General features: G+C 69.9%; 11 protein-coding genes and 1 pseudogene. 6 read left to right on the plus strand and 6 right to left on the minus strand.

Annotation, left to right across the window (positions count from 1 at the left end; all coding sequences use genetic code 11):
• Positions 1 to 40 precede the first annotated feature (40 nt).
• Positions 41 to 877 (minus strand): SMP-30/gluconolactonase/LRE family protein, encoded by an 837-nt coding sequence (locus OG470_RS23010; RefSeq protein ID WP_328415332.1) that lies wholly within the window; start codon positions 875 to 877, stop codon positions 41 to 43.
• Between the two features lie 227 nt (positions 878 to 1104).
• Here OG470_RS23010 and OG470_RS23015 point away from each other — a divergent pair, with 227 nt between their 5' ends.
• The gene (locus OG470_RS23015; protein ID WP_328415334.1) at positions 1105 to 2058 is read left to right on the plus strand and encodes an NAD(P)-dependent alcohol dehydrogenase; all 954 of its coding nucleotides are present in this window, start codon (positions 1105 to 1107) and stop codon (positions 2056 to 2058) included.
• Positions 2059 to 2287: 229 nt separating this feature from the next.
• Here OG470_RS23015 and OG470_RS23020 read toward each other — a convergent pair whose 3' ends face one another.
• Entirely contained in the window at positions 2288 to 2566 is a 279-nt protein-coding gene (locus tag OG470_RS23020; protein WP_328415335.1) for a YggT family protein, read from the minus strand.
• Between the two features lie 41 nt (positions 2567 to 2607).
• A complete protein-coding gene (locus OG470_RS23025; RefSeq protein ID WP_328415337.1) occupies positions 2608 to 2898 on the minus strand; it encodes a hypothetical protein in 291 nt (96 codons plus the stop codon).
• Positions 2899 to 3670: 772 nt separating this feature from the next.
• Between OG470_RS23025 and OG470_RS23030 the strand changes: the two genes are divergently transcribed.
• From OG470_RS23030 to OG470_RS23045, 4 genes are all read left to right on the plus strand, one after another.
• Positions 3671 to 6817, plus strand: coding sequence for an OmpL47-type beta-barrel domain-containing protein (locus OG470_RS23030; RefSeq protein WP_328415339.1), 3147 nt, complete (start codon positions 3671 to 3673; stop codon positions 6815 to 6817).
• A gap of 23 nt (positions 6818 to 6840) precedes the next feature.
• Positions 6841 to 7806 (plus strand): sugar phosphate isomerase/epimerase family protein, encoded by a 966-nt coding sequence (locus tag OG470_RS23035; RefSeq protein ID WP_328415340.1) that lies wholly within the window; start codon positions 6841 to 6843, stop codon positions 7804 to 7806.
• Positions 7803 to 9008 carry a multicopper oxidase domain-containing protein gene (locus OG470_RS23040; protein ID WP_328415343.1) on the plus strand — a complete coding sequence of 402 codons (1206 nt, stop codon included), beginning with the start codon at positions 7803 to 7805 and terminating at the stop codon, positions 9006 to 9008. The genes OG470_RS23035 and OG470_RS23040 overlap by 4 nt, the downstream gene beginning before the upstream one ends.
• Before the next feature lie 248 nt (positions 9009 to 9256).
• A complete protein-coding gene (locus OG470_RS23045) occupies positions 9257 to 13306 on the plus strand; it encodes a ThuA domain-containing protein (RefSeq protein WP_328415345.1) in 4050 nt (1349 codons plus the stop codon).
• Positions 13307 to 13365: 59 nt separating this feature from the next.
• Here the strand turns inward: OG470_RS23045 and OG470_RS23050 are convergent, their stop codons facing one another.
• Complete coding sequence (locus OG470_RS23050; protein ID WP_328415346.1) at positions 13366 to 13656, minus strand: hypothetical protein; 291 nt, start codon at positions 13654 to 13656, stop codon at positions 13366 to 13368.
• 393 nt (positions 13657 to 14049) lie between these two features.
• Between OG470_RS23050 and OG470_RS23055 the strand changes: the two are divergent.
• Positions 14050 to 14394: pseudogene (locus tag OG470_RS23055) on the plus strand (IS6 family transposase); the annotation flags it as partial.
• A gap of 274 nt (positions 14395 to 14668) precedes the next feature.
• Here OG470_RS23055 and OG470_RS23060 read toward each other — a convergent pair.
• Both OG470_RS23060 and OG470_RS23065 read right to left on the minus strand, forming a co-directional pair.
• A complete protein-coding gene (locus OG470_RS23060) occupies positions 14669 to 15448 on the minus strand; it encodes an FkbM family methyltransferase (protein WP_442930947.1) in 780 nt (259 codons plus the stop codon).
• A 328-nt stretch (positions 15449 to 15776) separates the two neighbouring features.
• On the minus strand, positions 15777 to 16043 hold the full coding sequence (locus OG470_RS23065; RefSeq protein ID WP_328415350.1) for a hypothetical protein: 267 nt from the start codon (positions 16041 to 16043) through the stop codon (positions 15777 to 15779).
• Between the last annotated feature and the right edge of the window lie 787 nt (positions 16044 to 16830).

A 16830-nucleotide genomic window follows, 5' to 3' on the forward strand; every position in this document is an offset into this window, starting at 1 on the left:
GTCCTCACATGCCGCCGACCGAGCGTGCGTAGCGTCCGGGTCAAGGTCTCCCGGCTCCCGGTGCGGGCGCCGGGAACGCCACCATCCTCCCGCTAGGTTGCGACGGCTCCGGTCCACCCCACGCCTGGCCGACGACGAACAACCGCGGGTCCCGCCCGCGGCTGAGCACGCAGGCGAAGGCTCCGCGATCAAAGCCGACGGTGGCCAGCACCTCGCCGCCCTCGTGTACCCGAACACAGCGCTGGTTGCCGACGTCGGCGTACCAGACGGCGCCCTCGGCGTCCATGCAGATCCCGTCGGGGTGGTCATCGGGCGTCTCTGCCCACACGTGTCGATTGCTGAGGACCCCGTCGCTGCCGATGTCGTAGGCGGTGAGCCGGCTCGCGTACGACTCGGCAACGACCAGGGCCGCGCCGTCCGGGCTGATCGCCATGCCGTTGGGGAACGCGAGGTCGTCGGCTACCTGCTCGACGTCGCCCTCGGGGGTGACAAGCACGACCAGGCCCGGTGCGAACTCGCCCCCGGGAAAGTCGAAACCGATGCTGTTGACATAGGCGTTTCCCCGGTCGTCGACCACGATGTCGTTCCACGGCTTGTCCGAAACCGCGGACAAGTCGGCATGCTCGACCAGCGACCCGTCCGGCTCACGGCGCAGCAACCGACGCTGGGCCGAGTCCACGACGAGCAGCCGCCCGTCCGGCAGGAAGTCGATGCACATCGGAAACGACGCGACGGTTGCCACCACTTCGTGGCTACCGTCGACGTCAAGCGAGATCACCTGGTTGGCGCCCCAGTCGGAGAACCAGACCCGCCCGTCGTGCCAGCGCGGTGACTCGCCGAAAACGATGCCTTCCATCAGGACTTCAGCTTCGCTCATCACGTTCTCCCTCTGCTCGGCACTGGAGTAGAAACGATTCGGCACCGGAACTCATCGCCCATCCTGGACCCGCCACCACCCCGAGCCCCCGGACACCTACCCCGCCGTCGCCGGCAGCTTCCTTGTCGGTCAGTCGCTCGTCTCTGTGTGCTACCAAGAAGCCGTTGCCTGCTGGCCTTGGACGTACTGCGGCTGGACTATTTGCACGAAGGGCTAGGGGTACGCGGATGAGAGCGATCGTGTACGACAGGTACGGGCCCCCGGATGTGTTGCGGATCGAGAACGTCCCCAAGCCGTCTCCCACTGCCCGGCAGGTGCTCGTCAAGATTGCGGCGACCTCGGTCAACCTGAGCGATTGGGAGACCCTGCAAGGCTCACCACTGTATTCGCGCATCGGTGGGCTGCGCTCGCCGGCACGCCGGACACTCGGCTCGGACATCGCCGGATGGGTCGAGGCGGTGGGCCCGGCCGTCACCCGGTTGCGACCCGGTGACGAGGTGTACGGCGACAACCTCATGCTCAAGGGCGGTTTCGCCGAGTACGCGATCACTCCCGAGTCGGTTCTGGCCCGCAAGCCCGCCGCCCTTACCTTCGCCGAGGCCTCGGCGATCCCGCAGGCGGGCGTAATCGCGTGGCAGGGGACCAAAGGCGCCGCAGCCGGGAAACGGGTCCTGATCAACGGTGCCGGCGGAGGATCGGGCTCATTCGCGATTCAGCTCGCCAAGCGACTCGGCGCCCAGGTGACCGGCGTCGACAACGCCGGCAAGCTCGACTTCATGCGGTCGGTCGGCGCGGACAAGGTGATCGACTACCGCAGCCAGGACTTCACCCGCAGCGGCCCGTACGACCTCATCCTCGATCTGGTCGCGCACCGGTCGGTGTTCGCCTACCGCCGGGCACTGGCCCCCGGCGGCCGTTACCGGTGCGTCGGCGGATCGGTCTCGGCGCTGCTGCGCATACTGACGATCGGCGCGGCGGCCGGCCGACTCACACACCGCCGGCTGGGCGTGCTCGCCGTCAAGGAAGGGCCGACCCACTTCGAACCGGTGGCCGACCTCTGCGCCACGGGCAACCTCGCCATCCACATCGACCGAGCCTTCACCCTCGACGAGGTGCCCGAGGCGTTGGCCCACGTCGGAGAGGGACGCGCCCTCGGAAAGGTCATCGTGACCGTCAACTGACCAGCGACTGCGCACATCTGCCGCCGACCGCGCCCCACGCAGCGTCACAGCCCGTTGAGCAGGTCAACGTCCGGGCATGCCGATGGGCGCGCCGGGAGTGACACGGTACGACGGCGTGGGGCTGAACGTGTCCGCACGGCCGAGCCACAGGGTTCGAAGGACGCCGGCTCACGACATCGGTTGACCGCTTGATCTTCGGACGCCCCGTTCGGCGTGCGGGGAAGGGGGGTCAGCTGATTAGTTGGCGGATCACCAGGATCGCGATGAACACGACGATGAACGCCAAGTCGATCGAGACCGTGCCCAACCGCAACGGGGGCAGGAACCGCCGAACTGGAGCGAGGATCGGCTCGGTGACCGCTCGCGCTCCGGCGGACAGCCGCGACCGGATCGACCCGGGCGCCGAGGGACCGGCGAGCGCCACGCTCCAGTCGAGCACCACGCGGGCAACCAGCAGCAGCTGCATCAGCAGCAAAATCAGGCTCACGATGCCGAGCACAGGACCCATGAGATACCTCCAGAACCAGTTTGACCCAGCTCAACTGTGCGTCACCTTGTTGTGAATCCGCTGAGCGACAAGCTGTTACTCATGGCTGAACGCGCCGTACGGCGGGGCTGCCCTTCTACCTCGCCGGCCGCGTACTCGCGACAGCGGGCACGCACGTCCTCCGCGTCCAGGACATAGGTCGGCGTGCCGAACTCCTCGGCGATGTCCGTCAGCGCAACGCCACCCACGCGGATCCCGCCGGACTCGCATCTGGTGGTCGCCGGCCACAGATGCACGGGCAGACGCGGTGGCAGCGACGCCCGTGACGGCGGGATCGCGTCCAGCAGGGTCATGATTCCTCTCCCGCCTGGGGTCATCCGGCTGCCGCAGCAGCAGATGGATAATGCACCTCCGACCCCCGCCACGGCGCGATGCGCAACCAAATCCGGCACCCGACCAACTCGGTGCTACGCCGTGCCTCTGGATCGGAGGCGCAACCCACGTGCAGGCGCACCTGACCCTCCCCACCAATTCATCGTTCGATATGGATGTCTGACCTGGTGTAACGCAATTGTGGTCGGCAACGCTGCGGACTTTCGTCGCTTTAGAGAAAAGTAGAGCCGGGGGCGACGAAAGCTCTGGACACCTCGAGACCAACTTAGTAGTGTCCGTAACCATCAATATGTTTCATCGAGATTAACCGACGGCGCGGTGAGTCTCGATCGATGGCCCCAGACGGCGCAACACGTCCGGCGGCCACCGACCCAACCAGGGATGGCACCCCGGGTCAGCGGTACGACCCGTGGCCCGCAGATTCGGTGGGTTTGACCGATGTCCGTCCCTACTCGATGACGCCTCCTCAGCTCCGAGGCGCAACCCTCACCCCATCAGCTCCACGCTGAACGCCGTCCGACGACGCGTGCGATCCGGCTCGCCCGCGGACCAGGACGGAGTCCATCCACACCGGACGGCCGTGGCATCCGCCCCGGCCGGGGATCCCGTGCGGCCAGGAGGGGGCCACGCGATTCGTCGCTCGGGCGACATATCTCGACAAGAGGTGATCTGGCACCGACGGGGGACGTCTGCCCTGCCGGCGCACGCCTCGAACCTGGGAGAGAGGCATTGATGAACGGATACCCACCTCCCGGCCGGCTCCCGGCCGGCCGGTTGCGGAAATCGATCGCGGCCGTCGCCACGGCCGCCCTAGTGTGGGTGACCGCCGGGCTGGTGGCGGTGCCGGCGAGCGCGCGCCCGGTCGACCCGCAACCGTCGACCACCGCCGCCGCGCCGTCGCCGCCGCGCCAGTTGCAGGCCCAGGTGCTCACCTGGACCGCCGGTGACAACTTCCTCGCGTACCGCTCCGCCCCGACCACAGCGGTCGCCGGGCCGACGACGCTCGTCTTCGAGAACAGCGCCGCGACCGGCAACACCACCGGCATGCAGCACACCCTGACGTTCGACACCGGCAACCCGGCGTACAACAGCGACGTCGACGTGAACATCCTGGCCGATCCGACGGACGCCAACGGCGGCCGGTGGACCGTCGACGTGGTCCTCTCCCCAGGCACCTACCGCTACTTCTGCGCGATCCCCGGCCACGGCGGAATGACCGGGCTCCTGGTCGTCACCGGTGGCAACTCGGACACCACCCCGCCGACCGTGGCGGCCGCGGTCACCGGTGAGCGCGACGGCAACGGCGCCTACCTGGGCGCGGCGACGGTGACGCTGTCGGCGACCGACAGCGGATCGGGAGTGAGCCGGGTCGAGTACTCCCTGGACGGCGGGACCTACGGCACCTACTCGGCGCCGGTCACCGTGAACCAGGCGGGCTCGCACACGCTGACCTACCGGGCCACCGACCAGGCGGGCAACACCTCGACCCCGCAGTCGGTGTCGTTCACGGTGGTGGAGCCGCCGGCCCCGGACACCACCCCGCCGACCGTGACCGCCGCGGTCACCGGCCAGCGCGACGGCACCGGCGCGTACGTCGGCACCGCCACCGTCACCCTCACGGCTGTCGACACCGAGTCCGGTGTCGACCGGGTCGAGTACTCCCTGGACGGCGGGCCGTACGCCGGCTACTCGGCGCCGGTCACGGTGAGCCAGCCGGGTCAGCACACGGTGAGTTACCGGGCCACCGACAAGGCGGGGAACACCTCGGCCGCGCAGTCGGTGTCGTTCACCGTGGTCGAACCCCCGAAACCGGACACCACCCCACCCACCGCCTCGGCCGCGCTCACCGGTGAGCGCGACGACAGCGGGGCGTACGTGGGCTCGGCGACGGTGACCCTGTCGGCCACCGACACCGAGTCGGGCGTCGACCGGGTCGAGTACTCCCTCGACGGCGGGCCGTACGCCGGCTACTCGGCGCCGGTCACCGTGAGCCAGCCGGGTCAGCACACGCTGAGTTACCGGGCCACCGACAAGGCGGGCAACACCTCGGCCGCGCAGTCGGTGTCGTTCACCGTGGTGCGGCCGCCCGCGCCGGACACCACCCCGCCCACCGCCTCGGCCGGCGTGACCGGCCAGCGGAACGACGCCGGCGCGTACGTGGGGTCGGCGACGGTGACCTTGTCGGCCACCGACACCGAGTCGGGCGTCGACCGGATCGAGTACGCCCTCGACGGCGGCGCGTACGCCGCCTACTCGGCGCCGGTGAGCGTGAATCAGCCGGGCCAGCACACGGTGAGCTACCGGGCGACGGACAAGGCAGGGAACACCTCGGCCGCGCAGTCGGTGTCGTTCACGGTGGTGGAGCCGCCGGCCCAGGACACCACGCCGCCCACCGCGACCGCCGCGGTGACCGGCGAGCGGAACAGCGCCGGGGCGTACGTCGGGTCCGCCACGGTCACCATCTCGGCCACCGACGCGGGCAGCGGCGTGGACCGGATCGAGTACTCCCTCGACGGGCAGCCGTACGCCGGCTACCCGGCGCCGGTCACCGTCAACCAGGTCGGCCAGCACACGGTCAGTTACCGGGCCACCGACAAGGCCGGCAACACCTCGGCCGCGCAGTCGGTGTCGTTCACCGTGGTCGACCCGCCGGCCCCGGACACCACCCCGCCCACCGCCACCGCCACGCTCTCCGGCCAGCAGGACGACACCGGCGCCTACCTCGGCAGCGCCACCATCACCCTCACCGCCGCGGACGCGGGCTCGGGCGTCGACCGGATCGAGTACGCCCTCGACGGTGGCACGTACGCCCGGTACTCGGCGCCGGTCACCGTCGACCAGCCGGGCGCGCGCACGCTCAGCTATCGGGCCACCGACAAGGCCGGCAACACCTCGGGCGCCGCCTCGGTCACCTTCACCGTGGTCGCCAGCGGTCCTGCCGCCTGCCCGGTGCCAGACACCCGGCCGACGGTCTGGCTCGGCACGGTGGACAGCGGCGTACCCAACCGGGTGGTCGCGGACGCCTGCACGATCAACAACGCCATTCAGGACGAGCGGGCCTGGCCGAACCACGGCCAGTTCGTCAAGCACGTCATCGATGTCGCCGAGCACCTGCACCACCTGGGCGTGATCGACCACAAGGAGCACGGCCGCCTGGCCAGCGCCGCCGCCCGCTCGGGCGTCGGCAAGTCGGACGACAAGAGCGGCTACCAGCCGCTGCTGGACACCTCGGCGGCGTCGTTCAACCGGTGGGAGCACGTCGGGGCGGGCGGCTTCACCCGCCACGCTGACGGGTCGATCACCAGTCGCCCGGTCGCCGGCCTCGGCATGCTCTGGCTGCCCACGGCGACGTACGGGGACTTCTCGCTGAAGCTGCAGTGGCGCGACGACGCGCCCGGCGACGGTCGCGCCAACAGCGGAGTCTTCGTCCGCTTCCCGGACGTGCACGGGCACCCGGCCGAGTCCCGGCCCGAGTGGGTGGCCATCAAGTACGGCCACGAACTGCAGATCTACGACCGGCCCGACGGCGACCAGTACAAGAGCGGGTCGGCGTACGGGTTCGACCGCGTCGACCTGGCCGGCGCGCGGGTCACCCCGAAGGGCACCTGGAACGACTACGAGATCCGGGTGGTGGGGCAGCACTACTCGGTCTACCGCAACGGCGAGCTGATCAACGAGTACGTCAACACCCCGGAAGCCGCGTTCAGCCCGCCCCGCGCGGATGACCCGGGCGGGGCCGGACGGCAGAGCGCCCGCGGCTACATCGGCCTGCAGAACCACGGCACCGCCGATGTCGTCAGCTTCCGCAACGTCCGGATCGCGCCACTGAGCCCGTGCTGCCCGGACGGGACGCCGTCCGCCTCCACCAGCTGCTGCTGACCGAGCGAAAGGACCACACCACCATGGCGAAGAACAGGATCGACCGCCGGGCGCTGCTCCGCGGCCTCGCCGGATCCACCGTCGCGGTCGGCGCGGCGAGCCTCGCCGGCGCGCTGCCGGCCGTCGCGGCGGGCGAATCGAGCGGCCGCCTGATCCCGCAGGGGCATCTGGGCATCCAGCTCTACAGCGTCCGCGACAAGATCACCCAGCTCGGCTTCGCGGCGGTCTTCGAGGAGCTGTCCCGCATCGGCTACCGGGAGGTGGAGTTCGCCGGCTACACCCAGGGCAACGTCGGCCCGATCACTCCGGAGCAGATCCGGCAGCTGCTCGACGACAACGGGCTGAAGGCGGCGGGCAGCCACCGTGGGCTGGGTGACTTCCGCACCAACCTGGAGTGGGAGCTGGACGCCGCCGAGACGCTCGGCATGTCGGCGATCGGCACCGCGTCCGCGCCGACCGGCAACCGCACCATCGCCGGCTACCAGGCGGCCGCGGCGGAGTTCAACGCGTGGGGCGCCGCCGCCGCGGCCCGCGGGATCAAGCTCTACCAGCACAACCACACCATCGAGTTCAGCTTCGCGACCGACCGGCCCGACGTGCGGCTCTACGACCTGTTCCTGGAGCTCACCGATCCGCGGTACGTGTTCCTGGAGATGGACATCCTGTGGGCGTACGGCGGGGCGCGGAAGTACCCGGGCTTCCGCCCGGTCGACTACGTCAACGCCCACCCGCACCGCTACCCGCTGTTCCACGTCAAGGACGGCGTCCCACTGCCCGACCCTCAGCAGGGCAACTCGTACCTGGACGTGGAGTTCGGCGCCGGGGTGATCCCGTTCGCGGAGTTCTTCACAGAGCTCGACGGGGGCGGACGGTTCACCTACCTGTGGGAGCAGGACACCGGGCCGAACGCGCAGCCCAACCCGCCCGGCTCGCTGGGCGCCGCCGAGCGCAGCTACCAGCGGATGGTCGACCTGCGGGGTGAGCGGTGACGGCCTGGCGGCTCACCGAGGACGCTCCGCCGCCCGAGGACGCTCCGCCGCCCGAGGGCGCAGCGGCGGCTGAGGAGGGCCACTCGGCCGACCCCCGCCGCCCGCGGTCGAGCACCCGCCGGCTGCTGGTGGTGGCGGCAACCGTGCTGCTGACCCTGGTCGGCGCGGGCGGCCTGGCGATCGCCGGCACCAGCGTGCTCTCGGCGGAACGGCCGGAGGGCTGCGTCAAGCCGGACCGCAGCATGCAGCTCTACGCGGTGGAGTTACCCAGGGACGGCACCCAGATCCGGCTCGGCTACGGCACCAGCCCGCAGACCGCCTCCTACCCGGGGCCGACCATGGAGATGATGGAGGGGGAGTGCCTCGCCATCACCCTGCACAACCTGGTACCCGCCGCGACGCTGGAGCAGCTGCGCACCGACCCGGCGCACCCGCTGGGTGTGTCGCTGCACGTGCACGGGGTCAAGTACACCCAGCTCTCCGACGGCACCGTGCAGAGCGGCTCGTTCGTCCCGCCCGGCGAGTCACGCACGTACACCTGGTTCGCCCAGCAGCGGAACAAGAAGACCGGCTCGCCGGGCACGGCCGGCTACTGGTGGTACCACGATCACGTGGTGGGCGGCCCGCACGGCACCCAGGGCCTCGGCGCGGGACTCTTCGGCGGGCTGGTGGTACGCCGACCCGGCGACCCGAAGCCCGACCGCACCTACACCGTGGTCTTCGGTGACCGGCAGAGCATCAACCTGCGCCGCGGCGCGGCCACCGACACCTGCGACGCACAGAACCCGCAGCCCGGCCCGACCTGCCTGGTCGCCCGCAAGGGGGAGAAGGTGGAGTTCATCGTCGTCGGGATCGGCAACGACATGCACACCTTCCACCTGCACGGGCATTCCTGGGCGGACACCCGGACCGGCCTGGTGAGCAACGGGGAACCGTTCGCCGACAGCGTCCCGGTCATCGACAACAAGCCGCTCGGGCCGGGCGACTCGTTCGGGTTCCAGGTGGCGGCGGGCGACTCCGTCGGGCCGGGGCACTGGATGCTGCACTGCCACATGCAGTTCCACTCCGACGGCGGCATGTCGACGATGCTGCACGTCCTGGACGAGTCCGGGGCGATGCCCCCGGGCCACGACCACTCCCACCCGGCGACCGCCGCCGGCACCGGTGCCGCCACCGACACCGGCGAACACCAGCACAACTGAGCACCGGCGCCACCGCGCCGGTGACCGGGCCGGTGGCTGCTGGTCTGTCGGCGGACCAGCAGCCACCGGCGGGACCCCGCGCCCACGGCGGGCTCCCCAGCCATCCACCAGTCCGCCGCAACGTCCCCGCACTCACCCCCAACCCGTCCGGGCGTCGCCGGTGGTCCCACGCACCGGTGTCCGGTCGATCCCGGCACGACCGCTCGGCAGCGCATGTCCGCCACATCCCAACCTGAAGAGGAGTCGAGATGGCTCAAGGACGCCATTTCCGGTTATCCCGCTGGGTCGGACGACGGCTACGGTCCGACTCGACGACCACCCCACCACCGCCTGCCCGACGGCGGGCCATGCGCCGCGCCGGTGCCCTCGCGTCGAGCGCCGCGCTGGCCCTCGGCGTGCTGGGTCTGCCCGCCCAGGCCGCGAGCCCGACCCCGGTCAAGGCCGCGGCCGCCGAGGCCGCCGCGGCGGTCAAGGTGCTGGTGTTCCACGGTCCGGTGGCCCAGCAGGACGACCCGGTCAACCGGGCCGTCACCGCAATCCGGAGCCTCGGCGCGGACCACGGATTCTCCGTCGACGACTCCAGTGACCCCGGTATCTTCACCTTCGGCAACCTGTCCCGGTACCGGGGCTTGGTGTTCCTCTCCGCCAACGGGGTGACGCTCAACGACGCCCAGGAGGCCGCGTTCCAGGCGTACGTCAAGGGTGGCGGCGGGTTCGTCGGTGTGCACGACGCCGCCCGCGCGCAGCCCAGCTCGGCCTGGTTCACCGGCCTGATCGGCACGCGGCCGGCCGCCAGCCTGCCGAACGCCGAGAAGCCCGTCTCCGCCACCGCGAGCGCCGAGAACGCGCCGAACGAGACCGCCGCGAAGGCGATCGACGGGTCGACCGGCACCAAGTGGCTCACCTTCAACCCGACCGGCTGGCTCGCGGCAAAGCTGGCGAAGCCGGTCGTGGTGAGCCGCTACGCGCTGACCTCGGCCAACGACTTCCCCGGCCGGGACCCGAAGAACTGGACCCTGCAGGGCTCCCAGGACGGCACCACCTGGACGGACCTGGACACGCGCAGCGGGGAGTCCTTCCCCCAGCGGTTCCAGACCAAGCAATACAGCTTCACCAACACCACGGCGTACCAGCACTACCGGCTGAACATCACGGCCAACGGCGGCGAGCCGTTGATCCAGCTCGCCGAGCTGTGGCTGATCGGCCCGGACGCCGGACCGGCCCCGGACACCACGGTGCAGCAGGCCGTGGTGGACTTCACCGACCGTCAGCACCCGGCGAACAAGGGGCAGCCGCTGACCTTGACCCGCTCCGACCAGTGGATCAACTGGGACCCGAGCCCGACCGGCCGAGTGCACACCCTAGCCCAGGTCGAGGAGGGGACCTACAACCCGGGGCTGAGCGGCAACGGCGCGTTCCACCCGATCTCCTGGTGTCAGGACTACGACGGCGGCCGGTCCTTCTACACCGGGATGGGTCGCACCGAGGCCAGCTGGACGAGCGACACGAAGTTCCAGAGCCACCTGGTCGGCGCCATCCAGTGGACCACCGGCATGGTGCGCGGTGACTGCCAGGCGACCATCGCGTCGAACTACCGCATCGAGCGGCTCACCACCACCAACCAGCCCGGGCAGCTCGACCAGATCGGCGAGCCGCACGGCCTGACCGTCGCGCCGGACGGCAAGGTGTTCTACATCGGCAAGGCGGCCTGCGCGTCCGGGCCGGTCGTCAACTGGGACGACCCGAAGGTCGGCCTCGGCTGCGGCACGATCCACCAGTGGGACCCGAAGACCAAGCAGGTCAAACTGCTGACCACCCTCGCCGTGATGGGCAACCGGGGCAGCGGCAGCGAGCTGGTCAAGAACGAGGAGGGCCTGGTCGGCATCACCCTGGACCCGAAGTTCGCCCAGAACGGCTGGGTGTACGCCTACTGGATGCCGCACGAGTCGATCGACCGGGACCGGCGGATCGGCCAGCGGACCGTCTCCCGGTTCACCTACGACGCGGCGAAGCAGTCCCTCGACCAGGGCACCCGCAAGGACCTGCTGCACTGGGACACGCAGATTCACAGCTGCTGCCACGCGGGCGGCGGGATGACCTTCGACGAGTCCGGCAACCTCTACATCGGTAGCGGGGACAGCAACTCCTCCGGCGGCTCCAACGGCTACGCCGGCAACAACTGGACGCAGGAGTACAAGGGCGTGTCGTTCCAGGACGCCCGGCGTACCTCCGGCAACACCAACGACCTGAACGGCAAGATCCTCCGCATCCACCCGGAGCCCGACGGTACGTACACCGTGCCGGCCGGCAACCTGTTCACCGGCAAGGAGCAGGGCGGTGGCAAGACCCGCCCGGAGATCTACGTGATGGGCGTCCGCAACATCGCGCGGATCGCCTGGGACCCGGTCAACGACTGGCTCACCGCGGCGTGGGTCGGCCCGGACGCCGGTGGCCCGGACCCGAACCTCGGCCCGGCCAAGTACGAGACGGCGACCATCATCACCTCCGCTGGCAACCAGGGCTGGCCGTACTGCATGGGCAACCGGCAGCCCTACCGGGACCGCAGCAACGTCGACGCCACCATGCTGACCGGCTGGTACGACTGCGACAACCTGAAGAACGAGTCCCCTCGCAACACCGGTCTGGTCAACATCCCGCCGGCGCGGGACAACATGATCTGGTACTCGCCGCAGGGCGGTGGGCCGGTCTACCCGAAGCGCACCGACGGGAGCGGACTGCCGACGTACCAGGCGGGTCAGGAGACCTTCACCCAGCCGTACCTCAAGGGCGGCGGGCAGGCCATCATGGATGGCCCGACCTACCAGCGGGAGAACGTCGACACCGCCAGCGGCGTGGCGTGGCCGGCATACTGGGACAACAAGTGGTTCATCGGTGACCAGTCCAACGCCAACAACCGGATCGCGGTCACCGTCGACCCGAGCAAGGTCGACAGCCACGGGCCGCCGGCCTTCGCCGAGGACCTGCGCAGCATCATCCGTTCGGGCAGCGGCACCACCCAGCTCCAGTCCTGGATGGACGCCAAGTTCGGACCCGACGGTGCGCTGTACATGCTCGACTACGCCGGCGGGTTCTTCAGCCTGCACCCCAACCAGAAGCTGATCCGGATCGCCTACCAGGGCGGCCCGGCGACGCCGAACCCGAACGACGCCACGGCACGGGCGGTGGCGCAGAGCAACCCGAAGACGATCGCCTTCTCCAATGCCCGGACCGGTGGCCTGAAGTGGGAGTGGAACTTCGGTGACGGCAGCGCGCCGTCACACGAGGCGAAGCCCACCCACACGTACGCGGACTACGGCACCTACCAGGCGACGGTGAAGGTCACCTACGCCAACGGCGAGGTCGCCACCGGCACGGTCCAGGTCGTCGTCGGGTGCGCCGCGCCCGACGGCCGGCAGACGGTGCAGATGCTCGACACCGACACCGGCGTGGCCAACCACCAGGCCGGCGGCGGCTGCACCATCAACGACCTGATCGACGACGAGCGGATGTGGTCCAACCACGGCCAGTTCGTCAGCCACGTCAGCGACGTGGTCAACGACCTGCGGGCGGACGGCGTCGTCGACAACCGTGAGGCGACGACGCTGAACCGGGCGGCGGCGCAGTCGGAGATCGGCAAGGTCGCCGGCTACCAGCCCATCTTCGACGGGACGGCGGGTTCCCTCGCCGACTGGCGACAAGCACCGGGCGGATCGTTCGCGCTCCGGCCGGACGGGTCGATCCGCAGCTCCGGCGGGCTGGGCATGCTCTGGTACGCCAAGGACGAGTTCGCCGACTTCTCCCTGCGGATGCAGTTCAGGGACGTCTCCGCCGGCAGCGTCTACGCCAACAGCGGCGCCTTCGTCCGGTTCCCGGACCCGAGGACGCCGCTGGCCGAGCGGCCGGAGGGCAGCTGCGGCACGTTCGGCTCGGCCCGGAGCTCGGAGGCGTGGGTCGCCATCTACTGCGGTCACGAGATCCAGATCTACGACGGACCCACCGGCGAACCGCAGAAGACCGCTTCGATCTACAACTTCGACCCGAACGGGCTGGACCAGGCGGGGGCGACCCCGAAGGGCCAGTGGAACGACTACGAGATCCGGGTGGTCGGCCAGCACTACACGATCATCCGGAACGGTGTGGTGATCAACGAGTTCGACAACACCCCGGGCAAGGCGTCGTCCCGCCAGGGCGACCCGCCCACGGACCTGCGGCAGTTCCTCAGCGGGTACATCGGGTTGCAGAACCACGGCACCAACGACCTGATCGAGATCCGCGACGTCAGGGTTCGCGAGCTGTAAGCGGAGGGCGTGCCGGGTACGGGGGACCTACCCTCCGTACCCGGCACTGCCGTTGGTGCTCAGGTCTTGCGCGCCGTACCGCGGCTGCCGAACGACTCCATGGTGGTCGCCTTCTTGGCCGGGGCCCTGGTGGCGGACGTGGTGCGGGCCCGGGTCGGCGCGGCCTTCTTCGCCGCCGCCTTCTTCGCCGCGGCCCTCGTCGCGGGCGCCTTCTTCGGCGGGGCGTTCTTCGCGGCGGCCGCCTTCGCCGTCGGCCTGCGGGTGGGCGTGGCCGTGGTGGCGGAGGTGTCCTTCTTCCGCGCGACGCGGGCCGTGGTCGGGGTGGGCTTCTCGCCGGGGCTCTTGGCCACGCTCGCGCCGGTGGCCCGCTTCGTGGCGGTGACGGCCAGCCTTCTTCGCCGCCGCCTTCCGGCTCATCGGAGCCTTCTTCGCCCAGGTGGCCTTGCGGGCCCCGGTCGGCCGGCTGCCCGCCGGGACGGCGCTCCTGCCTGCGGTCATCCTCGCTCATCCTCGGGTCTCCCGGCATCGCCAGTACTGCCGGACGACGGGCATGGCGGGTGCAGACTCGCCCGGCCCGGTCGGCCGGGTCTTCCCCCGCCTCCGCCGGGCAAACGCCGAAGGAACGGGCTGGTTGTGACGGTCTTCCTCGGCCCCACCCGGACGGTTCGGCGCCGTTGCATTGAGCGTTGGCAAGATCGAGGCAGACTTGAGCAGTGAAGTCATCGACCCGTCCTGGCCCATGGCTGCCTCCGAGGTCGGCGATCGCCGGGCTCCGGTTCCCGACCGAGGTGATCGTGGTCGCGGTCCGCTGGTATCTGCGGTTCAACCTGTCCTATCGCGACGTTGACGAGTTGCTGGCCGAACGTGGCGCCGAGGTCGATCACGTCACCGTCTACCGGTGGGTGCAGCGATTCACCCTGCTGCTGGCCGACGCCGGCCGGTTCTGCCGGCACTCACCAGGCGACAGGTGGTTCGTTGATGAGACGTACGTCAAGGTGAACGGGGTTTGGCGGTACGTGTACCGGGCGGTCGACCAGCACGGAAAGGTCATCGACGTGCTCTTAGGTATTCGGCAGGGGCAGGGTGCAGACCTGTCGGCGTGAGTTGCTGGACCGCGCGTTGATCTGGAACCAGCGCCACCTTTGCCAAGCCCTGCGGGAGTTCGAGCGGTTCTACAACTCCCATGGGCCGCATCAGGGCATCGCGAACGCCCGACCGCTGCACCCCTTGCCTCGGGCGATCACCGATCTAGGCCAGATCGCCCGCCTCGACTTACGTAGGCGTGAACGCCTGGGCGGCATCCTTCACGAGTACGAACATGCCGCGTGACCTGGGCGGACGAGGTTTCCGGCAAGGGCAGGGTCAGGCGGGCCGGGCGCGGGCGTAGACGTCGCCCGAGTTGGCCTCGTGGGGCAGCGCCCGCAGGTACGCCGCCACCTCGCCCGCCGGCCGCCAGCCATCGAGGGCGAACGCCATCTCGTCGCCGAGCGCCACGGTGAACGTGGTGAAGCCCAGCCGGGTGAGCCGGTCCAGGCAGTGCGCGGCCAGGTCCCGTTCGATGGTGGTGAATTCGAAGGACAGCGCCGGCAGGGGGCGGCTCAACCCGGCCAGCACGGCGTCCTCAAATCCCTCCACGTCGATCTTTACGAAGCCCGGTACGCCGTGCGCCGCGACCAGTGTGTCGAGTGTGGTTCCGGCCACCTCGATCTCGACGTCCCAAATCTCGTCCTCCCAGCCGCCGGCCCCGTCGGCAGCCTGCAGGAAACCCGCCGACGCCGTGGAGATCGTCGGGTTCGCCGAGTTGACGTGCAGCCGCACCGGCCCGGTACAAGCCCCGCACGCCGCCTCCACCACGGTCACCCGGTCGTCGTGCGCGTAGAGGGCGCGCAGGGCCCGGGTGCAGAGCGGTTGCGGCTCGACGGCCACCACGCGGGCGCCCAGCCGCCGGAAGCTGCCGAGCCGGTCGCCCACGTGCGCGCCGACGTCGAAGACCAGGTCCCCTGGGCGGACCAGGGGCGCGTAGAACGCGTCCATCGCCGCCTCGCGGGCCGGGTCGCCGTAGTACGCCTCCAGGGAGCGGCGCAACCCGGACAGGGTCGGGTCCGCCTTGAGTGCCTCCACCGCGCTGAGGTCATCGACCACTGGTCTGACCGTAGTCGCGTCCGGAGCAACGCGAGGGCGATTCGCGTCCATTTGCCGGGCACCCCTGGATACCCAGCCTCCTAGGACGGTGTAGACGGGGAGCGTAGCCATCGTGTGACGACGGCTCGGGTCGCCGTTGACGGCCCGCGCGAGTGCGCGACGTCCAGCGACGCTGCGGCCGTAGGCCACCACGGCGATGGCCTCGGCGAGTGCCTGTCGGGCTGTGTCGTCGCGGTCAGGCCCCTTCGCTGCTGTGAGCCACCGGTCCGGCCGGAACGAGCTGGTGAGCTTCGTCTGGTGGTTACCGACGTACTCCCAGACGGCGCGGTCAAGGGAAACGTTGACCACCGCCCCCGCCGGAAGCCGCTGGGTCCAGTCGGCGTGCAGCTGCCATCGCCAAGTCTTCGGGCTTCGTCTGGCGGCGCATCGTGACACCGATGAAGCGCAGCTTCCGCCGGACGACATCCCAGGGCTCGCGAACCTCGACGATCCAGTCGTTCAAAAGGTCGAACAGCTCGGCAAACGTCGAGCCTGCGTCGACCACGTCGACGAAGGTGACCGGCCGAGCCCGACGGGCCAAGGCGTAAGGGGTCACGCCCAGGTCTCTCAGCACTCGACGTGTCACCGCCCGCTGTTCAGCGGCGAGAGCTGGCAAGCGCCAGGTCCGCCGACCCGGATGGGTCGCCGTTGGAACAAGAGCGGCAGCCGTAACAGCCGACTGGCGGTGGGGGTGTTCGTCAGGCCCCGTTGAAGAGGTCGAACATCGGATCCAGCGACCGCGCCTTGGATCGGTCGCTTAACGGACATATTGAACGGAAGGCAGTCGGCAGTTAGCGTCGGCAGGCAATGCGGAACTCGCGAGGATGCTGATCGGTGCGGTGGTAGGGCACTCCACCAGCTCGGCTGGATGGCGGCCGTCGACCGGTCCATCGTTGAGGGTGCGGTCGTAGACGAGCCGGAAGCAGTACGGCAAGGCCCGTCCTCTCCGGTGCGCCGGTTCCACGAGTCGACGATCGGCGTCCGGCCGTGCACGCGAATCACCAGCACTATGCCGCCGGCCGGGTCGGATGTCGATCCGCGGATCAGCATGACCTCGACGCCCTTTACCCGTCCGGCAGTGCGGATAAAAAGATCCGCCCGGTCGGGACGGTAGTACTCGATCATTCGCTGCACGTCGCTCATCTGCAGTCAGGCGTCGTCCCTGATGCGCTCCTTTGCCTGGGCCAGGTCCTTCCAGTCCTGCCAGCCACCGCAGCCGGCCCTAAGGGCTGCCGGGCTGGCGTTGTTAAGGGGTAGCGGGCTGAGACTCGAATCCCGCCAGCATCGTGCTGAACAGCGTCTCCAGGTTGGTGACCTCTCCGATTCGCCCGAAGAGGTCACCA

Source organism: Micromonospora sp. NBC_00389 (genome assembly GCF_036059255.1).
In the GTDB taxonomy this organism is placed as follows: Bacteria; Actinomycetota; Actinomycetes; order Mycobacteriales; family Micromonosporaceae; genus Micromonospora.

Coding starts and splice junctions, on each gene's coding strand:
- OG470_RS23010 (WP_328415332.1), bottom strand. CDS start 877: ATGAGCGAAGCTGAAGTCCTGATGGAAGGCATCGTTTTCGGCGAGTCA.
- OG470_RS23015 (WP_328415334.1), top strand. CDS start 1,105: ATGAGAGCGATCGTGTACGACAGGTACGGGCCCCCGGATGTGTTGCGG.
- OG470_RS23020 (WP_328415335.1), bottom strand. CDS start 2,566: ATGGGTCCTGTGCTCGGCATCGTGAGCCTGATTTTGCTGCTGATGCAG.
- OG470_RS23025 (WP_328415337.1), bottom strand. CDS start 2,898: ATGACCCTGCTGGACGCGATCCCGCCGTCACGGGCGTCGCTGCCACCG.
- OG470_RS23030 (WP_328415339.1), top strand. CDS start 3,671: ATGAACGGATACCCACCTCCCGGCCGGCTCCCGGCCGGCCGGTTGCGG.
- OG470_RS23035 (WP_328415340.1), top strand. CDS start 6,841: ATGGCGAAGAACAGGATCGACCGCCGGGCGCTGCTCCGCGGCCTCGCC.
- OG470_RS23045 (WP_328415345.1), top strand. CDS start 9,257: ATGGCTCAAGGACGCCATTTCCGGTTATCCCGCTGGGTCGGACGACGG.